The sequence below is a fragment of the Aegicerativicinus sediminis genome (assembly GCF_015476115.1).
GTDB lineage: Bacteria > Bacteroidota > Bacteroidia > Flavobacteriales > Flavobacteriaceae > Aegicerativicinus > Aegicerativicinus sediminis.
Map to the genome: position 1 here is coordinate 1,636,207 of NZ_CP064295.1, position 23,865 is coordinate 1,660,071.

Annotated in this window: 18 protein-coding genes; 6 read left to right on the top strand and 12 right to left on the bottom strand. The window is 35.2% G+C overall.

Annotation, left to right across the window (positions count from 1 at the left end; genetic code table 11):
• Nucleotides 1-10: 10 nt before the first annotated feature.
• The gene (locus tag ISU00_RS07065) at nt 11-739 is read right to left on the bottom strand and encodes a phosphatase PAP2 family protein (RefSeq protein ID WP_228853351.1); all 729 of its coding nucleotides are present in this window, start codon (nt 737-739) and stop codon (nt 11-13) included.
• Nucleotides 740-950: 211 nt separating this feature from the next.
• Here ISU00_RS07065 and ISU00_RS07070 point away from each other — a divergent pair, with 211 nt between their 5' ends.
• Nucleotides 951-2,384, top strand: a complete 1,434-nt coding sequence (locus ISU00_RS07070; RefSeq protein WP_228853352.1) for a carboxypeptidase-like regulatory domain-containing protein — start codon at nt 951-953, stop codon at nt 2,382-2,384.
• Between the two features lie 4 nt (nt 2,385-2,388).
• Here ISU00_RS07070 and ISU00_RS07075 read toward each other — a convergent pair whose 3' ends face one another.
• Together ISU00_RS07075 and ISU00_RS07080 are read right to left on the bottom strand one after the other, a co-directional pair.
• Nucleotides 2,389-3,594: a GAF domain-containing sensor histidine kinase gene (locus ISU00_RS07075; protein ID WP_228853353.1), complete on the bottom strand. Its 1,206-nt coding sequence runs from the start codon at nt 3,592-3,594 to the stop codon at nt 2,389-2,391.
• A 138-nt stretch (nt 3,595-3,732) separates the two neighbouring features.
• Nucleotides 3,733-8,988 carry an MBG domain-containing protein gene (locus ISU00_RS07080; RefSeq protein ID WP_228853354.1) on the bottom strand — a complete coding sequence of 1,752 codons (5,256 nt, stop codon included), beginning with the start codon at nt 8,986-8,988 and terminating at the stop codon, nt 3,733-3,735.
• A gap of 308 nt (nt 8,989-9,296) precedes the next feature.
• Here ISU00_RS07080 and ISU00_RS07085 point away from each other — a divergent pair, with 308 nt between their 5' ends.
• Nucleotides 9,297-9,830, top strand: coding sequence for a Pycsar system effector family protein (locus tag ISU00_RS07085; RefSeq protein WP_228853355.1), 534 nt, complete (start codon nt 9,297-9,299; stop codon nt 9,828-9,830).
• A 15-nt stretch (nt 9,831-9,845) separates the two neighbouring features.
• On the opposite strand, the gene ISU00_RS07090 is transcribed toward ISU00_RS07085, so the two are convergent.
• The gene (locus ISU00_RS07090; RefSeq protein WP_228853356.1) at nt 9,846-10,460 is read right to left on the bottom strand and encodes an HD domain-containing protein; all 615 of its coding nucleotides are present in this window, start codon (nt 10,458-10,460) and stop codon (nt 9,846-9,848) included.
• Nucleotides 10,461-10,677: 217 nt separating this feature from the next.
• Nucleotides 10,678-12,624 (bottom strand): adenylate/guanylate cyclase domain-containing protein, encoded by a 1,947-nt coding sequence (locus ISU00_RS07095; RefSeq protein WP_228853357.1) that lies wholly within the window; start codon nt 12,622-12,624, stop codon nt 10,678-10,680.
• A gap of 185 nt (nt 12,625-12,809) precedes the next feature.
• Here ISU00_RS07095 and ISU00_RS07100 point away from each other — a divergent pair, with 185 nt between their 5' ends.
• Entirely contained in the window at nt 12,810-13,514 is a 705-nt protein-coding gene (locus ISU00_RS07100) for a TVP38/TMEM64 family protein (RefSeq protein ID WP_228853358.1), read from the top strand.
• A gap of 2 nt (nt 13,515-13,516) precedes the next feature.
• Here ISU00_RS07100 and ISU00_RS07105 read toward each other — a convergent pair whose 3' ends face one another.
• Both ISU00_RS07105 and ISU00_RS07110 read right to left on the bottom strand, forming a co-directional pair.
• Entirely contained in the window at nt 13,517-14,629 is a 1,113-nt protein-coding gene (locus ISU00_RS07105) for an AEC family transporter (protein ID WP_228853359.1), read from the bottom strand.
• Nucleotides 14,630-14,668: 39 nt separating this feature from the next.
• Nucleotides 14,669-15,859 carry a pyridoxal phosphate-dependent aminotransferase gene (locus tag ISU00_RS07110; protein WP_228853360.1) on the bottom strand — a complete coding sequence of 397 codons (1,191 nt, stop codon included), beginning with the start codon at nt 15,857-15,859 and terminating at the stop codon, nt 14,669-14,671.
• A 382-nt stretch (nt 15,860-16,241) separates the two neighbouring features.
• Here ISU00_RS07110 and ISU00_RS07115 point away from each other — a divergent pair, with 382 nt between their 5' ends.
• Together ISU00_RS07115 and ISU00_RS07120 are read left to right on the top strand one after the other, a co-directional pair.
• Entirely contained in the window at nt 16,242-17,381 is a 1,140-nt protein-coding gene (locus tag ISU00_RS07115; protein ID WP_228853361.1) for a hypothetical protein, read from the top strand.
• 105 nt (nt 17,382-17,486) lie between these two features.
• Nucleotides 17,487-17,672: a hypothetical protein gene (locus tag ISU00_RS07120; RefSeq protein WP_228853362.1), complete on the top strand. Its 186-nt coding sequence runs from the start codon at nt 17,487-17,489 to the stop codon at nt 17,670-17,672.
• Nucleotides 17,673-17,674: 2 nt separating this feature from the next.
• Here ISU00_RS07120 and ISU00_RS07125 read toward each other — a convergent pair whose 3' ends face one another.
• The 4 genes from ISU00_RS07125 to ISU00_RS07140 all read right to left on the bottom strand — a co-directional run bounded on the left by ISU00_RS07125 (nt 17,675) and on the right by ISU00_RS07140 (nt 21,916).
• A complete protein-coding gene (locus tag ISU00_RS07125; RefSeq protein ID WP_228853363.1) occupies nt 17,675-18,376 on the bottom strand; it encodes a response regulator transcription factor in 702 nt (233 codons plus the stop codon).
• Nucleotides 18,369-19,634 (bottom strand): sensor histidine kinase, encoded by a 1,266-nt coding sequence (locus tag ISU00_RS07130; protein WP_228853364.1) that lies wholly within the window; start codon nt 19,632-19,634, stop codon nt 18,369-18,371. Before ISU00_RS07130 ends, ISU00_RS07125 begins: the two co-directional genes overlap by 8 nt.
• A gap of 288 nt (nt 19,635-19,922) precedes the next feature.
• Complete coding sequence (locus ISU00_RS07135; protein ID WP_228853365.1) at nt 19,923-20,429, bottom strand: nuclear transport factor 2 family protein; 507 nt, start codon at nt 20,427-20,429, stop codon at nt 19,923-19,925.
• Nucleotides 20,426-21,916, bottom strand: a complete 1,491-nt coding sequence (locus ISU00_RS07140; protein ID WP_228853366.1) for a serine hydrolase — start codon at nt 21,914-21,916, stop codon at nt 20,426-20,428. The genes ISU00_RS07135 and ISU00_RS07140 overlap by 4 nt, the downstream gene beginning before the upstream one ends.
• A 168-nt stretch (nt 21,917-22,084) precedes the next feature.
• On the opposite strand from ISU00_RS07140, the gene ISU00_RS07145 reads away from it, so the two are divergent.
• Nucleotides 22,085-22,972, top strand: coding sequence for an EcsC family protein (locus ISU00_RS07145; protein ID WP_228853367.1), 888 nt, complete (start codon nt 22,085-22,087; stop codon nt 22,970-22,972).
• Nucleotides 22,973-22,994: 22 nt separating this feature from the next.
• On the opposite strand, the gene ISU00_RS07150 is transcribed toward ISU00_RS07145, so the two are convergent.
• Nucleotides 22,995-23,861, bottom strand: a complete 867-nt coding sequence (locus tag ISU00_RS07150) for a sigma-70 family RNA polymerase sigma factor (protein ID WP_228853368.1) — start codon at nt 23,859-23,861, stop codon at nt 22,995-22,997.
• Between the last annotated feature and the right edge of the window lie 4 nt (nt 23,862-23,865).

Here is a 23,865-nt window from a genome sequence, read left to right on the forward strand (position 1 = left end):
ATTTTTCTATTTAGGTTTTTGGATCCCTTCTAAAAAGTTCAATGGTGTAAAAAAGTAATACACAGAATACCACCCATATAAAGCCAGCAATAAATCCACCAACAATGTCCGATGGGAAATGCACGCCAAGGTAAATCCTGCTAATTCCGATACTTAAAATAAGGAATGCCAATAATAAAATAGACGCTATTTTTAGCATCGGATTCATTTTAAATCTATAGAAAATGAAGATGAGGAAACCATAAAATGCCATCGCACTCATGGCATGCCCACTGGGATAACTAAGTGTTTCAACAGAAACCATATGTTCAATCCCTGGTCTTGCGCGGTCTATAAAACGTTTTAAAATCATATTAGACACTGCCGATAAGGCCAAAACCAATGAAATTTGAAGCACCCATTTCCAACGCTTAAATACCAAGGTGGTAACTAGAATACAAAGTGCCAATACAATAAGGTAACCATGAACATCCCCTACATAGGTGACAAATAACATGTATTTGGTAAGTCCCGGAGTTCTATTTGCTACAAAAAACTGCGTTATCTGCTCGTCATAATAGGCGAGAGTATCTGTTGTGAGAGTTTCAGTTAATTCAATAAAAAGATTAATACCTCCAACCACCAAGATCAAGCCAATTATAACGGTGATGATATAGGGTAATTTTTCGTCAAACCACTTAAAGTGCCTAACGAGAAATTCCCTTATTGTCGAAATAAGCCCCCTTAAAAATTCCCGCATCAGGGTAAAATTTCTGTTTATTGGCTAAATATATAACCAAAATTGGCATTAAAGGTGTCCATATGCAATAAACTGTTTGTCCATTTGAAAAGGCATAATATTTCACCTATATAATCTGAAGATTTTACTTTAAATAAAAGAAACAACTTAATTTTACGTTATTAGTAGATAACCAACCTACAGAACTTTGTAGTCTGTTAGATAGAATAATATGAAGAAATTGCCCCTAATCTTAAAGTCAATCTTGACTTTTACCCTTCTGTTGTCATTCTCAAGTATTCATTCCCAAACCGAAATTAAGAGTAAAATTGTGGATTTTATGAGCATGATGCCTATTGAGAGTGCAAGTATTTATATCCAAAACACCACTATTGGAACAATGAGCAATGTTGACGGAAAATTTGTGCTTTTGGTTCCTGAAGAGCATGATGCCGATACTTTAGTTATCTCGTCTATTGGCTACAAAAGTTTTAAGACGCCTGTGAATGAATTTGACGGAACCATGGACGTTTTCTTGGAAGAAGATGTGGCTGAATTAGATGAAGTTGTATTGGTGGCAGAACCTAGACCAACAACTGGAAATGAAATTGTTTTAAAGGCATTGCAAAAACTAGAGGCAACTATGCCTGAGAATCCGTATTTATTAAAAGGCTTTCTAAGGCATAAGGAAAGAAATAAAAAGGAATTTAAGTGGTTGATAGAAAGCGCGATAACTGTATATGATTCGGGTTATGCGACAAATTCTGCTGAGCAACTTAAGATTAACGTTGATGAGGTTAGGAAAAGTTATGATCTGCGAGATGTAGATAGTTTATTCGCTTATGCTGCCTATCTCACAAATAAATCCAATAAGCGCAACTTAAGGGCGCGAAATTTAAGGCGAGATACCATAAGAATATCAACTTTGGTAAATGCAATTAAATGGAATGATCAAAGGGTTAATGGATTAGAAAATTTGCTTCAAGGCAAGTTAAATCTGGTGCGTAATTCAACAGCATCCAATTCATTGTTTGGAGAAGATATTTTAACAAATCACCAATTTGAATTAGATACAATTTTGGTAGACAATGAAAGAAAAATTTATAAGGTAAAAATTGAAGGTGGTCTAGATTATGTAGATTTAAATACGCCAGGTATATTTAATAATGGATACCAAGCTGAGGGGTGGATGTATATTTATTATGATAATTATGCCATCAAAAAAATTGAATATCAATTAGTAGCAGCTTCTCCAAATCAGAAAAAGCGAAGCAAGGATTTATTTGGCACACAAACCAACCATAAATTAGTAATTAATTATTTGGAATTTGATGGCCGCATGTATCCCAATTATATTTACTATGAAACCCCCAAATTAGTTAATGTTGGGGCAAAACCATCTGTAGATATGACAGATGAGGAAAAAGAACAGTTCAATAGAGATGAACGTTATTACTACACGATTCAAGAAATCTTATTTACAGATGTAATTTTTGATGAGGAAACAATTGCCAGTCGATTGGCCTCCACTTGGGATTCAGATATTTTTTCTGTGAGGCCTTATCATAAGGATTTTTGGAAAAACTATAACACTTTATTGGAAAGTGAAGAGGAAGAGCAATTGATACAAGATCTTACAAAACGATCTAGATTATTTAAAGATTAAACTGTCAGGCTTTAATATCAAATTTGAAACAACTTCCTTCTCCTAGTTCAGAAGAGACACTAATATGACCACCTAAGGTTTCAATAAGTTTCAATACAGTAGATAGGCCTATGCCGTTTCCTCTATTGCCATTTCTGTCGTAATTGCCCACAGTACTAAATAGTTGAAATATGTCTTCATACTTCTCCTTTGGTATACCCATTCCATTATCCCTTATTTCAAAATGTACGCGGTCGCCAATTCGATTGCAGTCAATGTTAATAACCGTTACGTCTTTGTCATTGTATTTTAAGGCATTACCAATTAGATTAAGAAGTATTTGTTGCAGAGCGGCCCTATTACAGAGCAATTCGTGATTATCCTCAGGTAGGTGAATTTCGCATTCGTGTTTTATGCTAAGTAGTTCAACGATATCTTCTAAAAGTTGGTTTAGATCGAAAGTTTCGTTTGCATTTCTAGCTAAATCATCACTTTGATAATGGTCTAACAATCCCTCGACAAAATCGCTTAGATGAAAACAGGATGTTTTAAGATAAGATAGATAATCATTTGTTTCTTGATCCATCTTACCGTTGAACTTAGAGCGTAATAAATCGGTTATCACTATTATGTTTGAAAGAGGCATTTTCATATCGTGCGATACCCTGCCGGCAAATTCTTTCAATTTTTCATTTTTTCTTCTTAGTCGGCTTTGCGCCTCCTTTAAATCGATATTGCTTTTATGTAGTTCTAACAATTTCATTACCTGCCCACTCAAGGTTTTCAGACCTTTGAGTTGTTCAGAATTAATGGTATTGGGCTTATGATCTATAACACAAAGGGTTCCTAATGGATTACCTTTTGGGCCAATGAGACAAACTCCTGCGTAAAATATTACGGGTTTAGAAGTTGCATGTGCGAAAGGATGATCAAAAAATCGAGGATCCTTCAATAAATTTTCAACGATTAGTATATGGTCTTTTGCACCAACCGTATGACTACACATAGATAAATTTCTATCAGCAGAACAAATGTTCATTCCGGATGAGGCTTTAAACCAAACCTTATCTTTATCAACAAAGGAAATAAGTGCAACTGGCATACCAGTTATTTGGCAAGCCAATTCGGTAATTTGGTTAAAACTGACCTCATTTTCAGAGTCAAGTATACCAAAGCTGTACAATTCTTCCAGTCGTTGGGGCTCGTCTAGTGGAATAGTAGGTGCTATCATAATGTTAGGTATCGATAAATACAAAAATAGGTCGTTAAGGAAATATAAATTGACCTAAAAAAATTGAATTTCTGTTTAATAAAAAAAGACACCCATCTATTTGAGTGCCTTTTGGAAATATAAAGTTTGGTTGGTGTGTTACTTTTTAATCAATTTAGCCATGGATTTTACACCATCATTTTCAATCTCTACAAATAAAATTCCAGGTTTGAAAGATGACAGGTCCATCTGAAGTTTTGAAGAATTCAAGTTTTTAAACTCACGTTCTAACAATAAAACTCCAATTTCATTAAAGATCCTAAGGTTAGTCACCTCACCAATTTGCCCTAAGTTTATTGTTGCAAAATCCTTAACCGGGTTTGGATAAACCTTTAAAGTTAGGTTAGGAGCTATTTGTTGAGAAGTACTTACGTAAGTTGCTGTAATACTTAAGGCGTCGCATGGATTAGCCTTAGATCCATTAGCAGATTTAGACGGTTTATTACATCCTCCAGTTGTTACTTCCCATTGACAGTTATTGCCATCTGTAAATATATCGAAACAAGCTCCACCTGGGTAGAATATTTCAGGTACTTCTCCGAAGGTTCTGGCATTACCAAACAAATCATTATCAGGGCCTCTTGGAATAAAAATGGGAGTGTCTAAATCGTTAGCATAACAAAATCTTAAAAGTGTTGTTGCCCATGACGGTAAATCATCGGGTAATAATTCGCTTGGGATATCACTAATAAGAATTTTACAAACATCAGTTGCTTTTATTCTATCATTACAGCCAACAGTTTGGTTAACAACTAAATCTCCCGGGATGAGGGTTATATCATAACCTTCATAGCCACTTAGACTTGAAATGTCTGGGGTAATTGAGTAGAGGCCCGCCTCTAGTGGTGGTTCAACCGGATTGCCAGAGCTGTCCTTAATGGTGTAGCTTGTGAAAGTGGGTTCAGAATCATTACAAACTAAACCGGTTGTTGTTATATCTACCTGGCTAGGTTGTGTATCGCCTGTATACATATAGGCTGAAGTCGCCTCAATTGTCAAGGATGCTTTTAATAAAGTAAGCGTGCCATCTGTATAAGAAACATTGTAATTACCTGGTTGTTGTTCGTTGCTTATGGAGATACTACTAGTTACCGTACATGCATCTGCAGGGGTGTAACTGAAATCGGTAAATATACTAGCCGAAGTATCGTCAAATGGAAGATCTTCTGTTGACAGTGTATACCCTCCTATCGGAGCGGTTCCTCCATATGTTATGGTCTCATCATTGACGGTTACTGTTAAAGGAAATTTGTTAACTGTTAGACTGCCACTATTAAAAGTAATATTATAGTTGTTGTTTGAAGGTGTTCCAGACACTGAAATATTATGAGGACTGGAAACAACATCGCATTCTGTGCATCCGGTTTCATAATTTAAACCCTCAGGGAATAAACTTTCAACTGTTTCATTAAACTCCAATCCATCAATTGTACTATCGAACTCTGGTAAAGCGTCGCCGTAAGTGATGGTTTTATTATTTGCCGTAACCGAAAGATTTTTTTGGTTAATATTAAACAGTCTAGGTATTGTTGACAATATTACGTTAGGATCGATATTGCCTCCTGGGAGTACCGCCTGTACTGTAGGTGTATTATTAGTAACAACAGTAATTGGAAATAATTCTATAGGCTCTCCGTTATCTGCAGTATCAGAATTAGATATTACAATTAAGAATTTTGAGAAGATATTATCGATAGAGTTTTCTCCTTCACTATTAATAACAGATAAGCCATTGGTATCTTCCAATCCATCTCCTGAATTTATAACAGATAAACCATTTATAACAGACAGGCCATTTATAACAGACAGGCCATTGATAACCGATAACCCGTTAATTACGGATAATCCATTTATAACAGAAAGCCCGTTTCGAATAGCATTAATAACGCTTAATCCATTTATGACAGATAAGCCATTAGTTGAAAAATCACCTGAATCAATAGCATCTGGTGCAAAAATGCTTGCATCTAAATTTACAAGCTTAGTATCAGGAGCAGCATTAATTACTGAAAGACCATTTTGTTCAACAGTTTCAGCATTCTCTAGAATACTTTTTGATACATAAATAGTCTTATTTATAACTGATAATCCATTAAAAGTAACATCACCACCTGTTGTATTTATTACAGATAACCCATTAATTACTGAAAGACCATTTGTAGCAGATAAAGCATTTTGATGCTTGTTTATTATGGCTTGTTGAGCCGAAGGGTCGACTATTATATCTGATCCTTCTGGACCAAAAATATATTCGTAAGTTATGGGTGGTATAGGATCTCCATAGGTGATATCTGGTATAGGACCTGCCGTCACAGCCACTTCTAAAGCATTTATAGTTAATATACCTGATTCGGGAATAAAATTGTACAACTCTAAAAGTTGGTTGAATTGATCTAACAGTGCACTGTCTGTAACATCGTCAGTAGAAATAGAAAGGCGTATCGAATAAAATCCAATATCTGTTGTAGGACTAACTTCAGAAGTTATCGAACCATCATTAGGATCAATAGATTCAACTGCAGTTAATGTGACAAAATTATCTAATATCGCTAATTGTTCAGAGGATAATTCTCCACCACTTCCCTCTAATGCTGTTGTATAAGTAAATTCTGGATTCGCTTCTCCATATTTACGTTGTGTATCATTTACGGCGACAGTTACATCAAAAATGTTATCAAAGAATTTTTGGATATCTGAATCACCACCATCTGATCCGTTTGTTAATGGGTTGGTTGTATTAGTAACCTTAAATTCTGGGTTGCCTTCAAAAGGAGGAATTTGCACCTGTATGGTATTCTCATCCACAAAGGTGCTAGGCAAAGCCTCATCTCTCATGTAAACAATTGAACTATCCATAAAAAAGTCACCTGTAAAATCCATAGTAAATCCACCTTCATGGACGTTTGTTAAATCAACTCCCTCAACACCCTCTAGACTCAGAGGGAATAATATTGGGGTTGGGTTGGCAATTGCATAAAGCGAATTAGTCGCCGAAATCATACCGGCCCCCGTTTTATAATCGAATCCAGGGCTTTCCATGTCAATGGCGTTAGATGATAAGAGTGTGCGAATACTAAAATCCATCCCTGGGTTCAACGCTTCCACATCAAACTTAATTTTGGCTTCTGAAAGCAAGGCTGCAACAGCTGCCGCATGTGGTGCAGAAGCAGAAGTTCCAAAAAAGTTGGGGAAGGAATCGTCATCACCAGCATAATCACCACTTAAATTTACGGAGGTATTAACTCCGGTAGGTGCCATAAAATCTGGTTTCTGCCTTGGTGATAATTCTCCAAATATCTGAGTGCCTCCTAATGAGGATGATTGTTGGGCCGTTAAAACTCCACCCCAAGCAGGTGTATTATCGTAACGCACTGCACCAACAGTTATAGCACTGTTGGAGTTTGCATGCCCTGTAACTGTTGATTCGGTTAATGCAGGGTTTGCCAAAAACTCATTATCATCACCTGCCCTAAAGACCACGTATTTGAATTTAAGGTTAGGGGTGTTGCCAGCAGCCCTTTCGATGATAAGGTTTGTGGTGGTATTGTTAATTACTGTAAAAGGCATTACTTCAACAGGATCTGCACCTAGATTGTTTATATTGAACCCATATTCAACATTGCCAGCATCATCGGCGAGATACATATCTAGGTCATTTAGTGCACCAGGGTTGCTCCCTAAGGAATAAAAATCATCATCCCACTGCAAAACAATAATATATCTACCAACATTAAGTGTTAGATCTTGTAGGGTTACCCCAGTTGAATATACATGTCTATCTGGGGTGCCTCCGTTAGAATTGTAAATCGCTTCATAAGATTTGTTTCCGAAATTACCTGCAGAAGAAAAATACTGTACACCTGCTTGTTCCGCCGCTTCTACGGCTTTAGAAACAATTCCATCTCTATAAAAAGGAGCTTTTAAATAAGTTAAATCATCAACGATAATATCGCAGCTGTAATCATTTGTTAAAGTTTCGATAGCATGGGCAAGATGTCCCTCAGAAATAAAACCGGTATTGAAGAACAGTGAGGCGTCTGGAGCTACCTCATGTACAATTTGTAACATTGCTCGACCCTCATCTGTAGCTATTCCGAAGGGGAATTCTTCACTAACAGTTACATTATTAGGTAAATCACCTCTTGTAACATCATCCCCAGCATCACCTTTTGTATTATATGCATCTGATATTACACCAATTTTTACATTTGCTCCACTAACGTTCCATCCCAATCTTCCCAAATCTGAACCTTGAGCTTTATCACCTTGGCCAACAATTGCATCGGTATTTAAAGTGGCTTTATATGGGACGTATACTCTATTGATAATGTCTGAACGTAAATTTAATTCTCCAAGGCTAAGTATCGGAAAAAATACGGTAATCCTATTGTCATCATCGTCTAAAAAGTAATAATCAGGGATATAATCAGACTCAAAAATGCCGTATTCTAATTCCAATAAAGATCGTACATCACTGTATTTGTTTTCCAATGGAATAATTTCTACTAAAACTTCATTTAGATCATTTATCACGTAGATATCTGGATTGGGATTCACCCCCAACGTATAATTGCTAAAAAGTGAGAAAAGTGCATGATCTATTACCTCATCAACTTTAAATTGACTTTTATAACCTGGTTCAATATCACAATTTGTAATGATGCAGTTACAGGCGTCATCTATTTCTTCTGCAGTTGATGGAGTACCCGTTAAATTGCTATTATTGGAATAGTAGAAGTCAATGTCATCACTCCAAGTGCCCTTATTGTCTATATTTCCGTCTTCAACTTTTATATTTCCATCCCCTGTTAAACTACCGTTGTTAACGAAATTACCATTACTTAAAACAAAGCAAGAGTTTGCCATTTGAATTATGGTATTGTTTACCACATTTCCATTTTTGAACAAAAGGGCTTTGTTTAAAATAATTTGGCCGTCGTTATTTAATACGCCAGGACCAATGGAAATACTACCTCCATTAACCTCCAAAGTAGAACCTGCATATACATTAATATTAGGAATAGTTGTTAGTTCAGCACCATTTTGAACCAATAACTTAGCCTTATTGCCTAAATTGAGAGGATTACTCTCGGAATAAATGATATTATGGTTTATGTTAATCGTAATATTACTTAGATTACTTGGAGGGTAAGGGTTATTATTACACGGCCCACCACTACAACTCCAGGCACTCGGATCCGTCCAATTTGTTGAATTACCAGTAGTGGTATAATTCTGACTCAAGCCAGTGAAACCATACAGGAAAATTACAGTTAAACAAATATATTGGGGCAATGAAAAATTATGGTGTCCCCATTGGGAAGAACTAACCCCATAGCGAAATAATGAGCCCATGCTTGGCAATTTTTTTAATTGTTATAAAATAAAAAGTGGGGACTAAACTATTATAGTTCTTTACATTGGGAGAAACATAAAGATATGAATTGTACTACAATCCTAGAGTAAATTTCATTCAATTTCTTGAGATTAACAAAAAATTAACATTTATAAAACAATATAATTTCCGAATGAAAATAAACAAGGATTTTTATAATATCTTGATAATTTGATAATGGATTCATTTAAAATTCGAATAAATCTTAGTTCCGAATTTTCGATAACTAAATAATTCCTTTATTTTCATATTTCAAAAACCACCAAATATGAGTAAAAATTTGCATGCTGAAGAGAAATTAGAAGTTTATTGGCAAACTATTACCTACATAAGTAATCTAAATCGATCTTCAGAAATAAAGGCAGGTTTGATCATTTCATTTTATGGATTATTGCTTGGGGTGGTGTTTCAAGTGGTTGTTGGGACAGAGCAACATTTCACCCTTACTGTTCCTCTTATAATAAGCTTAGTTCTCTTTTTGTTTTTAGTGGCTAGATCTATTTATTTCAGTTTCAAGTGCTTTATGCCCCAAATAGAAACCAAGTTCGATTATAACATGTTTTTCTTCCATGATGTTGTTACACGTTATGGGACGATAAAAGAATTCTCCAAAAAATTTATGGGGTTGCTAGATGATTATAACCAATTATATGAACAGTTAGGAGAGCAAATATTTGTTAATTCACTTATTGCGTCTAAAAAATTTAGCGACGTGAATAAATCGGTTAAAAATCTTGTTTACAGCTTTATTCCACTTACCATAAGTGCAATACTTATAGTTATTCAGACTTTTTTCGATTAGTTAAAAAGAATACTGCTAGGGTGTTCCGTTAAGTTTATAACGATCTTCTTTTAATTCCTTAAGTTTTTCTAATTTGGTTTTAATCCGCTCTTTTTGAGCTAAATCAGTGTGGTAACGGTGTATCTCCAAAAATTTAATTTGGGCGTCTAACCATTCTTTTTGGTTAGAGACAACATCGTAGTATAGAAATTCTTTCAATAATCTGCTGCTTAACTCGTCATAATCTCCTCTTCCTAAATAGTCTAGATCAGCATCGGCTAAAATTTCCTCATATAAATTTGTTGGACGTTGGGGAATTTTTGTGGCCATAATCATACCACCAATTAGATCAATTTCTTTATCGGTATACTTATGCTCTTTAAGAAGTGGGGTTATTTTTTCAATGCTTTTTGCTTCATGATCAATTGGGGAATCCATATATCCATAATCATGGCTGATTGCAGCTATCCTAATCAATTCTGCCATTTGCTTGGAAATAGCATAATGGTCAATATAGAAATCGCACACATTGGCAACATCTATAGTGTGTTCCAAACAATGATAAGCTAAATGTTCTGGCAGATTTTCTTCCAAATCGGCCAAGACTTTGAAGCATATGTCGGGGTAGGCTTCTCTATTCTTCAATACCATATATTCTATTCAGTAAAGAACTTACAGCAGTAAGGGATCTCAGTAAATTGACTATTAATATAATGCAATTTTAACGTTTTTTTTTATAGAAATACAAAAATTTACGTCCAAAAACATCATAATCCTTTAATAATCAATAGATTTCTTAAGAAATTTTTACTAAAATTTATTATTGCTCGTTGGTTAATGTTAGTATTACGTGATTATAATTTATTTGTTAAATGGTTGATTGATCAATATAATACATTTTCAATTTTTTTTGGTTTTTCACCTCTACTTCCCCTCTGTAGGTGAAAATTCCTTTATCTTTTAAATGTTCGTAGGTATGCTGTGATACGTTAATTCTGCCGACTTCTGAGTTCGATTCCATTCTAGCAGCAATATTTACAGTATTCCCCCAAATATCATATTGAAATTTCTTGGTTCCTACAACACCGGCAATTACCGGACCAGTATTAAGACCGATTCTTACTTCAAATGGGAAAATTCCATCTGGTGGATCTTCAGCAGTGACTTTTACAAATTGAAGAATTTCCCTAGCTGCGTTTAATGCATCCTCAGCATGCGTGTGGTTTTTTGACGGCAGCCCCCCTGCACACATATAAGCATCTCCAATGGTTTTAATTTTTTCTAAGTTGTTCCGTTCAATAATTTCATCAAATTTTTTGAAAAAATAATCGACACTGTTTACCAAATCCTCCGGTGATATATTTTCTGCCACTACAGAAAAAGCCTTAAAATCAGTAAAAAGAACGGTAACATTCTCAAATCGCTTAGCCTTTATAAAGCCGTTATTCTTAAGTTCTTCAGCAGTTTCCTTCGGCAAAATATTTAAGAGAATACGTTCTGATCTTTTCTTTTCTCGGTCTAATCTTTTATGGGACCTTTTAACATAACGGTATTGAAAAATAAAGCCTCCGATTATGAAAACAAGTAAAATCAAGATTGCCATCAATAATTTTCTGGCAGTTGCTTCTTTCTCAATTTCGGATTGTTTTAATTGATTTTCCATTATTAGCCGTTCCATTTCCTTTTCTTGTTCGCCTACATTGAAACGGTACCTTAAGATACCCATAGTATTGTTGTACTCTTCGTCTTTAAGGGTATCTTGTGTTGCCGTAAAAAGTTGTTGAAATTGGTAGGCACTTGAATAATTTCCTAAACCTGCGTTAGCATCTGCCAACCCCCGATATGAGTTTCGTATTTCCTTGTAAGTATTCATTTCCTTAGCTAAATCAAGCGCTAAGGAGTGCTGTTCAATAGATGCATTAAACTTCCCTTGCTCATATAGAATGGTACCAAAAGTATTGTACGCTTCGGACAAAGTTAACTTGTCCTCATTTTCTTTTGCAGTTGTAATGGCTTCTTCAATATATTTTTGAGCTTCTAAATAATTACCGAGCTTAGATTGGGCCGCTGCCATCTTTGCTTCTGCATAGGATACTTGAAAATAGTTGATTTCCTTCCAATTGTCAATAGCTTTTTCCAGATGAAGTGCGGCATCTATATATTTATCTTGTTGAAGGAGGATATCTCCTATGTTTAATTCTGAATAACCAACTAACCCTTTATTATTAATTTCCTCAGATATTTTTATACTTTGCTCTAAAGCATTAATTGCCTGTGGATAGGTGTTTTTATCATTCATATATACAGACCCCATATTAACATAACATGAAGCCATTTGTTGTTTGTCATTTAAACGTTCTGCAATTTCAAGAGACTCAAAAATGAGCTTTAAGGCGGTTGGGTCATCTCCAAGTGTCTGGTAAGCAGCTCCAACATTGTTTAACAGGTTGCTAACCATTGAATCATCCTTCAAATCTCTATAAATATTCAGTGCAGGTTCCCAATTACTAATCGCTTCGGCATATTCAGCTTTTTGATAATGAGCCATCCCCATATATTTATAGGCAAGACCTAATCCACTTTTATAGTGGATGGAGTCGGATAACTGAATAGCTTTTTTAGCAAAAACGATGGTAGAATCATACTTCGCTTCTTGATAAAACTCAAACGCTCTATCATTCCATGTATTTACCTGAACCGAATCTAGGCTTTGTGTTATTTGTGTTTCTTTAGCTTTTAATTGGCCTAAATCTTGTGGGAACAAGATATACGACAAGAGCATTAAGATAATAAGAAGAAGGCCTGACCTTGTCATGTATGTTATTTTGGTGGTTTCTTAGGTGAGGAATTAAAAATAATAAAATCTTGGCATTCATATCACTATAAGGAAAAAATTTCTTACAACTATCAGTTACGCCTTTGATTAGAGCAATGTTTTGAATGCTTCAAACAAAAGAAAATTATTGCCTATTGTATTTTTGAATCTATAATTAAATAACCGTGAGCGACAGGAATAAGAAAAACCCAACTAAATCTAAACTACCTTTGGTGCTTAGTTTGGTTGTGTTTGGAATTGTTGTTCTGCTTTATTTTGTTTGGCCAGGCTTTAATAACTTTCTTAATGAGGCATACACTGTTTTAACCTCAGGAGATAATAATAGAATTTCCAACTGGGTGTCTCAGTATGGTTTTTGGGCTCCGTTTGTAATTCTACTATTGATGATAGTGCAAATGTTTTTATTTGTGATCCCATCGGCCTTGATTATGATTGTATGCGTGTTGGCCTACGGACCTATTTGGGGTAGTTTGCTTTCCTTACTTGGAATTTTTATAGCCTCAACCTTGGCTTATTGGATTGCACATTATGTTGGGTCCTCCGCTATTGAATCTTTAATAGGACCTAAATCGGCGAAGAAAATTTCTTTTTATGTGAAAAATTATGGTTTTTGGGCTGTTATTGTAGCTAGAATTTCCCCTTTATTATCTAATGATGGGATAAGCTTTGTAGCAGGATTGGTGAAAATGGGCTACAGAAAATTTATTTCAGCAACTTTCCTAGGTATTCTACCCTTAATTTTGGCAATAGGTTGGTTTGGACAAGACTTTCATAAGTTAAAAACCGGGTTAATTTGGATTTCAGGGTTCAGCCTGCTTTCTCTGCTAGCCTATATTGGTTGGGATAAGAAAAATCAATCGAGAGGGTAAACTTAATTTACGACCTTTTCTACAATCGCATTTTTCACAATAGGGCGTAAATAAGATACAAGTCTACAAATAAGACTCACCATAACTAAGGTTAAACCAATACCACCCAATATAAATGGATCTACAATTGAGTTTCCAAAATGGAAAATCCCAATAATCATAAATGTGGAAAAGGGAAGTGAACAAGCTAAAATTGTAACCGCAAAATTTAAGTCGAAAGTCTTTTTTGTTTTTTGGTCTCTTTCCTCTAGACTATCAACAGCATTCATATGTGCAAACGGCCAAAAACTACAAGCGCTTTGCGGGAACGCAATTATTAATAGACTTACACTTAATGAAGGTGTAGGAATTACCAGTAAAACTATAGCCGAAAAAAGAAGGGCCATGCCGGACCGCCAACTTAACAGTTGAAACATAAATCCAAATTCTCGCCATTTTATTCTTACTGCCAAGCCGATGAAAAGCAATACCATTGCCACCATCATTACACTAAATCGATCTATGGTATTTTGTATAAATTCAGGAAATATTGAAAGGTTTATGCCAGCTATTAGCATTAAGAGGCCAATGACTATAACCACATTTATTGGCTCTTTCAATAGAGTAAGGGTTAAATCGATCAATTTGGTTTTATTGCTCCTGAATTGTTTTTGAGTTTTTCTCTGATGATACCAGTGCATTGCAATTAAATACAATAATAATAGACCGAATAACTTATTGCCTACATCGGCCAAGGCAGCCAATGCTAATTCTTCTTCGCTTAAATAGGCGATGATAAACGGAAAACAAGATAAACCAGGAGCCAGAGAAGGGATTAACATACTTAGGGTTCTCCGTTTTTTGTTTGATTCAATTGGGATGAATAACGGAAGTAAGTACCTGCTAGCAAAAAACATCAAAAAATTAAATAGGAGCGCTAGAATTGGTAAAGCAATCAGCTTAAGGTTAAAATCAATTTTTAATAGCGCTAAGAAAATTGTTGCCGGAAGGGCAACATTTAAAATTAGTGTCTTAAGACCATCTAACTGCTCTTTTTTAGGAACTTTTCTTTGCAGTAACACACCAATAGCAATAATCAGAAGTAGCTCCAATGTTTTTTGAAGTGCAATATTCATATTATAAATGCTCTTGGATTAGATACTAAAGATGGAAATTTATACTAATACTTTGTTAACTGCAGCGGTGAACAATTTCATTTCATCCATGGTTCCCATACTTACTCGACACCAATTTTTGTCCATAAATTGAAAAGCCCTTACCCCCACACCTAGTGCGGTCATTTCTTTTAGGAAAGTTTCTCCTTCCATTTCAATAGGAAATATCATAAAACTAGTATGAGAGGGAACTGCATTGTGTCCCATGCCTTTTAAGCTCGTATAAACATAATCTCTGACTTCAGAGTTTAATGAACGGCATTTATCAAGAAACTCTGCATCTTCTAAACTTGCCATAGCTGCATGAATGGAAGGGTAAGATATGCCCATTCCTCCTCTTGTAATAGAGTGAATACGTTCTAAGGTTTCTGGTTGAGCGACTGCATAACCAACCCTTAGGCCGGCCATTCCATGTATTTTCGAAAATGTTCTAGCTACAATAACGTTTTTCCCCTCTTTTACTAATGGAACCATAGAATGTTTCATTCCATTTTCCAAAAATCCTAAGTATGCCTCATCTACAAACACAGGGACCCTTTCTGAGACCCTAGAACAAAAATCTCTTAATGCGTCAGAATTAGTTATAGTACCCGTTGGGTTATTAGGATTGCATATATATACTAATTTGGTTTCATTATCAATAGCCGCCTCCATAGCCTCTAGGTCATGTTCCCAATCTTTTGTTAGCGGAATAGGTTTCCATGAACCACCTGTAGCCTTGGCAACTTGAATAAGTGACATATAGGAAGGGTCTGCAGAAACCACGTTTCCACCATCCTTGAAAAATACCATGGCCACTTTCTCTAAAATATCTGATGAGCCAGGCCCCATTATTATATTTTCTGGAGTGGCTCCTTCTAAGTCTGAAATTTTTTCAATCAAATCGAACATTTCTTTCCAAGCATATCTATTACCTAAATGTGCGCTGGATTTTAATGCCTCAATCGCCTTTGGGGAAGGACCATAAGGGTTTTCATTCGCATTTAATTTGGCTTTGATTGCTGTGGTTAATGGTTTCGAAAGGGTAAATTCTCTAAAAAGAGGACTATAAGTTAAACGCCCTTTATTGTCAAGGGTTAAAGGAGCTAACGGAGTTTCGGCTTGTCCTATTAAAGGTAAGATTGAAAGTCCTCCAATGGTTAAAGCACTTCTTTTTAACCAATCACGTCTATTAAGAGATGTTGTTTCCATATAAGATTGAATAGAGGATTAAAAATTAAGCCTTAAAGCTTAGTTATATTGCTGAATTGAAGGCTTAAATTATGAATTATTTTCAACATAGTTTCTGAGATATTGAATTTTTATCACTACAAGACATAAAGGGTTATAAAAATGTCATATCCGTAATTTTGGGAATATCTTATTATAAAGGTGAAAATTCTAATCTAATTGACTTTAATTTAAAATATTTGATTTAGGAATAATACTCCCAAAAAAACAACACCCATTTCGATACATTTAATTATGTATTAAGTTTTTTAAATTTTCATTAAACTCTTTTAAACTTTCATTATCACTGAATCAGTTGGGATATCCACATATTTAAATGTCATAAACCAACCATTTATTTAAAATGAAATATTTTTTCAAGTGGAAAACACTTCAATTTATTGTTTTCTTGAGTTGCATTGTTTGTTCATTGGACTCGTACTCGCAGGGATGTGTAGCAATAAGACATTTTTCCTGTACTAGCGGTAACCACCTAGATAGTAATCTAATGCAAACCGGGGATATTCAAATTGGGGTAAGCTACAGGTACTTTAAATCCTTCCGCCATTTCAGGGGAACACACGAGGAACCGGATCGCATTTCAAATAATACTGAAGTGATAAACCATTCTCATTCATGGGACTTTATAATGACATATGGATTGTCTGAAAGATGGTATGCAAATATGGTCATACCAACCGTTATAAATACAAGGTCCTCTTTATATGAGCATGGAAGACAGGAGCGCTATACCACTTTTTCAAGAGGATTAGCGGATATCAGAGTTGGAGCTGGATTTTGGTTGTTTGAGCCTGTTTCTCATGTTAATGGGAACATAGCGATAGGTTTTGGAGTTAAAATACCTTCTGGAAATTACAATGCGTCCGATATATTTTACAATGTCGGTCCAGATGGCAGTCCTCAAACAAGACCAGTTGATCAATCAATACAACCTGGTGATGGTGGATTTGGGTTTGCAATAGATATTCAATTTTACCAAAAAATAGCAGATAAGTTGTTTGCTTATGGTGGTGGATTCTATCTTTTCAATCCAAGAAATATTAATGGTATCCGCACCTTCAGAGAAACACTAAGCCCAATATTACAAAACGAGGCTATAATGTCGGTACCTGATCAATTTGCTCTCCGGGCTGGCATGGGGTACGATTTTGGGGGATATTGGGGAACTTCGTTGGGACTTAGATTTGAAGGCGTAACAGTTGAGGATGTAATCGGGAAAAGCGAAGGTTTTCGTAGACCCGGAAACGTGCTCTCCATTGACCCAGGTTTGTCATTTATGAAAGGCAATTTTAATTTGAATTTAAATGTTCCTATAGCCTTAAGAAGAGAGAGGCCGCAAAGCTTAACTGATTTGGAAACTCAGGAGTCTACAGGACAATTTAGGCAAGGAGATGCAGCTTTTGCAGACTATCTTATAAATATTGGAATAGCCTATAGATTTAAAAAGAGAGATAAGGATGAAATTAATTACCAAGTAAATTGAAAGTGACCCTGTTTAACATCCATTTATCAATATGGATTACCATTTTTTGTATTTCAGTTAAACCTGTTAAATACATTAAAGTAATTTCAGGTCAAAATTAATGCCATGGACAATTTCACAATCAGTCAAAAAATCAAAAGCTTTAAAGTAAGGCGACCCGCTAAAAGAATTAGAAAGGCTTTAGCCAAAAAATCTGAGAACCTGAAGGAAATAGGAGAATCGTTTGGTCTAAGGATGTATAATAATTACTATTACCCTTTTAATTACAACGCCTTTACTGATGGCAATTGAAGCTAACGGTTTCTAATCTTTAGGATAAACCCCTTGCGGTGAACGTTATCGATTTTCATGTTCAAATCCTTTCGTAAGTATTTGCGGAGATTTGAGATATAGACATTTAGACTTTTGCGGCTAAAGTAATCGTCCTCCCCCCATATATTATTCATAATGTCTTCATATGAAGTTAATTCATTTGCGTTTGAGACTAACATTGAAAGAATATCACTTTCCCTTGCTGTAAGTGATTTAATTTCACCATTGATAGACAATTCCTGTTTTGAAGGTTCGAATTTATAAAGACCAATTTTGTGAATTGTTTCCTCACTTAGCTGATGTTGAGAAGAATTGCGCCGCAATATGGCGTGTATGCGTGCAACGAGTTCCTCTTCATCAATAGGTTTTTTAATATAGTCTACAGCGCCAATTGAAAATCCTTTAAGGACATCAGTTTTAAGAGACCGAGCAGTTAAAAACAGGAATGACAATTCTGGAGAGGTTTTTGAAATTTCTTCAGCAAAACTAAAGCCATCCCGGTCTGGCAACATTACATCCAATATTGCCAGCTGAAATTTTAAATGGTTTAATTTTTCTCTAGCCGATGAAACTTGCTTACACCAGGTTACTTCAAATTGTTTAAGTTTTAGGTATTCCGAAAGCAGGTATCCCAAAGTCTCGTCATCCTCAAGCAGCAGAATATGTATTTTGCCTTCATTCATTAATCAAAGGTAATTTTAATATTACAATTGTTCCCTTTGGTTCAGCTGCTTCCATAGAAATTTTACCATTATGTCTACGAATGATTTCTTGAACGTAACTTAAACCCAATCCATACCCTTTAACTTTATGGATATCTCCATTTGGAATTCTATAGAATTTTTGAAAAATTTTATTCAACTCCTTTTTCGGAATCCCAATACCATTGTCTTTAATTTCAATTAAAAGGTGACCTTTCGATTTAAAGGCTTTTAAATTAATAATAGGATCCTCAGAATATTTTTTTGCATTATCCAACAGATTATTAATGGCATTTTCCAAGTGGGATGTTTCTCCCTTAATAAGGTAGGACTCATCACCAATTTCATATTCAAAATGAAATTGCTCATGGGTAGCTTTGACCTTAAAGCTCTCGCACCATTCTTTTAAAAAAGGATGTAAATCTAACTTTGTAAGTGGTACGGCTGCTTCGTGTTTTTCCAAGCTTCCAAGTTTAAGAACTTGATCTATATGTCTATTTAGCCTTTGTAATTGTTCTTTAATTGCTTCGATTAATGGCTTTTGTTCATATTTGGGTTTTTCCTCGATTAGTTTAGTTGCCAATCCAATCGAGAAAACGGGTGTTTTGAGCTCGTGGGTTAGGTTGTTGATAAAATCATTAGTTGTAGTAATCAATTGTTGCTGTCCGTAATATGATATAAAGAACCAAACTCCAACTATACAGATGGCAATAATACATAGCAATGTGGGGAAGGTTAAACCATTTAATTGTGAAAGGAAATAAGCATTTAAATCTTTGAACTGAAGTTCTAGCGAAAGTTTTCTCTTCAATAAATCTGGTAGATACCCTTGTAGATTTATTCGGTAAGAAATTATGTGTCCGTCCATTTTCACGGTGTCTGGCGAAAATAAAAGAACATTGTTTTCTGAATCTTTTAATCTGAAGGAGAAATCGTCTGGAAGGCTATTTTCGGTTAATCGACCTATTAGTTGATCACGAAGGAAATTATTACTTGCATCAATTAAGCTATCCTGAGAAATATTGAAATATGTAGCTTCTCCAAGTGCTTCTCCTATTAAAAAGGTTAATTTGTTTTCAGTATTTAAATCTTCCTTTATTACTGTCTCGGCCTTTTCAAGTTTAACGTTAAATTGATTTCTAGCTAAACTTAATCCTATCCTTAAATATTGGTATTGCACAATTAAAAGAACAATAATTGCTACGGCAAATACTATAATGTAAATATGTCTTTTGGCCATGTTTCTGAATACGACATAAATAAAAGAAAAGTATAATTCCTTTTGCCTTTCTTTAAACTTTTTAAACTTTCTTTAAACTTTATTAAACTCTCATTATCCGTTGTCTACTAAACACTTCTCTATATTTGTTATAGAACATCTAGTTTATTAATTCGCCTTTAGAAACTGGATAAAATAATTAAAGCCTAATTATCAGAGTTTGTTTATAGTACAGCCCGCATTAGCGGGCTGTATTTTTTAGTTGTTGATTTACATTTCAAGTTTGATCCTTAAAGAGGAATAAAATAATTATTCTTCTCCCGCTTCCGAAGTTGTTTTGGGTTTAAGTGGATAATATGACTCATGTACCAAGACTACCTTCCACTGATCCTCTAACTTTCGATAAAAAGCAGACCAAGAGCCTTTTTCAGTAAAGGCGCTATCGTTCTGGTCGGTTACTTCTTGTTCAAATTCGGCTACATGCATAGCAGATACTGGGGTAAAAACTTCAACAAATTCATTGGTAATTTTAAGTTGAAACAGTTTCCTGGCCAACATGCCCTGTTTTAATCCTTTTTCAATATTGTCATAACCTTTCACCATATTTCCATTTATAATGAAAAGTGCGTCATCCGATTTCCAAAATTGAGACATTAAAGTATCTGAATCTTTATGATTTAGCCCCCAAACAACTTCTCTAGCCTTATCTAATATTTGCTTTTGTACTTCGCCAGAAGATAAAAGGGGTGATTCTTCTTCTTGTTTACAAGAATTAAATGCTACAATAGTCGTCAAGACAAGAATTAGTATTCTCATTTTTTCGTGAGTTTAAATATCTCATTAAAGATAAGCAGATTCCCTAATTCTCCATTTTCACCTCTTTGGAAGGTGACCAAATCTGTACCCCAATCCTTTCGGTCGTATTCGAGTTGATAGGTGTCGTAATGCCAATGGGATAAGGTGCCAAAAAGTTTGTCGTTTAAATTAAATCGCAATGAACCATTTTCCTTAAATACTTTAATTGAACCAAATTTTTTATGAATGTATTCTCCGAGTAGTTGTTCAGTGTTGAATGTTGCTGGAGAATTAGCGATAGGTTTAGGATCTGGTTTTGTTTTTGTATCTTTTGGATTGTACACATTGTAAATATCATTATTCCAATCACGGCTTACTTTTCCTTCCAACAATAAATCAAAAACAGCATACATTAAGGAATGCCGTAACTCTGAATTATCCATATTTGCCATATAGTAAACACCAATATTCTTATCCGGAATAAGTCCAGCTATGGCATGCATACCCGATAAACTACCTGTGTGGAAATTCACCATCTCCCCTTTATAATCGTGTTGAAACCATCCCAAGCCATAGGTTCTCCAATGAGGTTTTGTAAATTTTTGTGAACTATAAAAGGACGATTCTGGGATAATATGATGAGGTTCAAAAAGTTTTTTGAATTGTTTTTTGCTAATCAAAGTATCGCCATCCACAACACCTTCATTCAAGAGAAATTTCAACCAATTCCCCATATCATCAATATTAGACCACATGGAACCGGCGGGACCGATAAGATCTGCCCTAGATTGGGGGATTACCATAACCGCATTATTGACTTTGTCATGTGCAGATGCTTTGTTCACTATTCCTTCTGTTTGGGATTGATATGCATAAGTTTCATCCATGCCTAATGGATCATAAATGTGCTTTTTCAAATAGACGCCCCAATCTTGGCCAGAAAGTTTTTCAATGATTTTTCCGGCAACGACATACATTATATTTTGATAAACATGTCCATTTCTGAGTGAATAGGACATCGGAACTTCACGCATTCGATATAAAACCGAATCCGCAGGTATTTCCATCATCGTCCACAGATAATCGCTATTGGGTAGTCCTATTTGGTGGGTGAATAAGTCAATAATATTTATATCCTTAGTTATGTAGGGATCACTTAATTGAAAATCGGGTAAAATATCACTTACTTTATCTGTCCACTTCAATTTTCCTTGATCGACTAAAGTCGCCATTGCAGCAGCGGTAAAAGCCTTGGTGGTAGAAGCACAAACCATTAATGTATGTTCATCAACCGGCTTTTTGGTTTCAATAGAGGCGACACCAAATCCCTTTGAATAAACCACCTCTCCGTCTTCAACAACCACCAATTCTACTCCAGGCACTTCCCAAAGTTTCATTCCATCTTGAATTAATTTGTCAAGTTCTTTCTCAAAATTATTAGGGACTTGTGCATATGTCAAAAACGGAATTACAGCGAGTTGAAATAGTACTATGAGGAAGTTCTTCATTGGTAAGGATTTATATAATGACCCTAAATTTACGTTTATTTCTCAATCCTCCATTTGCAAATATGGTTCTATAGGATTCTATTCCTGTTATTATAAGTTTCAATTAGGCTATTTCATTACCTCACATTGTTTTATTTTTGATATAACCAAATTTTAAATATTCGAGAAATGAGTGAAAAGGTTGAAAATACGATGGAAGAGCTGAGTGAATCACCTCAAATGAATGTTGAAGATTTAAAGCAATTGCAAATTGCCCAAGATACAATTCAAGATATTGGCTTTCTGATGAAGGCAATGAATAAGGTTGGATCAACTGTAGAAACCGGCCTTCAATTTTTATCTGATAAACAGAGGGAATGGCTTAATACCCACATACATTCCATATTATTGAAAATTTTGAAGAGTAACCTTCGAACAATGAATAAAAAGGGAGACTTTAAAGAGCCTTCTTCTGCAACCTACAAATTATTGGTAAGTGCTACGGGTGCTGGTAGTGGATTACTTGGTGCTGCTAATCCTTTAGGTGCAAGTGTATTTGCCGCAGAACTTTTGGTGTCCACCAAATTTATGATGCGATCCATAATGGATATTGCCAGAAGCGAAGGAGAGGATATATATGATGTTAACACCCAATTGGCATGCCTTGAAGTCTTTGCTTTAGGAGGTTCCCAAAAAGATGATGATAACCTAGATACGGGATATTATGCCACCCGAGTTGCTATGGGTACTGCACTTAAAGGTGCTGGAGCTTATATATCAAAATATGGTTTACAAGGCGTAGGCAAAATTATGATGGGAAGTGTAAACCCAGTTATCAAAGTATTAGGACTAATCGCTTCTCGATTTACCGTTCAAGTTTCAGAAAAATTTGTCGCCCAAGCCGTCCCTCTTGTCGGCGCTGCAGGAGGAGGTTTGATTAATTATCTTTTCATTGACCATTTTCAAAATATGGCAAAAGCCCATTTTGTCATTCGTCGTTTAGAGCGCAAATACGGACAGGATGTTGTTAAATCTTATTATAACGAATTGGATAAGGCAACAAAGGAACTAGAATAGATCGATTACTTTTTTAGTTGTATTAATCCCCTAGATATTTTAATAAGGTTTTGGAGTTTTGTGATCTTCTCAATCTAACGATGGCAGCTTCTTTAATTTGCCTTACTCTTTCCCTAGTCAAACCTATTTCGCTGCCTATTTCATGAAGAGATTTAGGGCTGCAATTATTAAGCCCATAGAAAAGTGTTAGTATTTCATTTTCTCTGTAGGAAAGATTATTTAATAAATTTCGCAATTCAATCACAAGCGATGCTTTTAGAAGAGCCTCTTCAGGAGAATCTAACTTCGAAACTGTATATAAATCATGTTTGTTTGCGTCTTCTCCTTCTTTAATTGAATCATCTAAGGAAATATTCCAACTAGAGAGCTTTTGACAATCTTCTATCTCTTGTAAAGAAATTTCTAAAATGTCTGCTATTTCCTCAGCGGTTGGTGGTCGCTCATGCTTTTGTTCTAAAAAGGTTATCGAGTAGTTCATTTTATTAATAACTCCAATTTTATTTAAAGGAAGGCGAACAACTCTTGCATGTTCTGATAAGGACTGAATTATGGATTGTCGGATCCACCAAACAGCATAAGAAATAAATTTGAAACCCCTTTTTTCATCAAATTTCAAGGCAGCTTTTATCAGTCCATAATTACCTTCATTAATTAAATCTGACAATTGAATACCGTTATTTTGATATTGCTTCGCCACCGAAACAACGAATCTCAGATTGGATTGGACCAAGTTTTTTAATGCAATTTGGTCCCCATTTCGGATTTTATTTGCCAATTCAGCTTCCTCTTCTCCATTGATAAGCGGAATTTTACTAATGTCTTGAAGATATCGTCCTAAGGAGGCTTCTTCTTTATTGGTAATTTGGGCGGTAATCCTAAGTTGTCTCATGGGC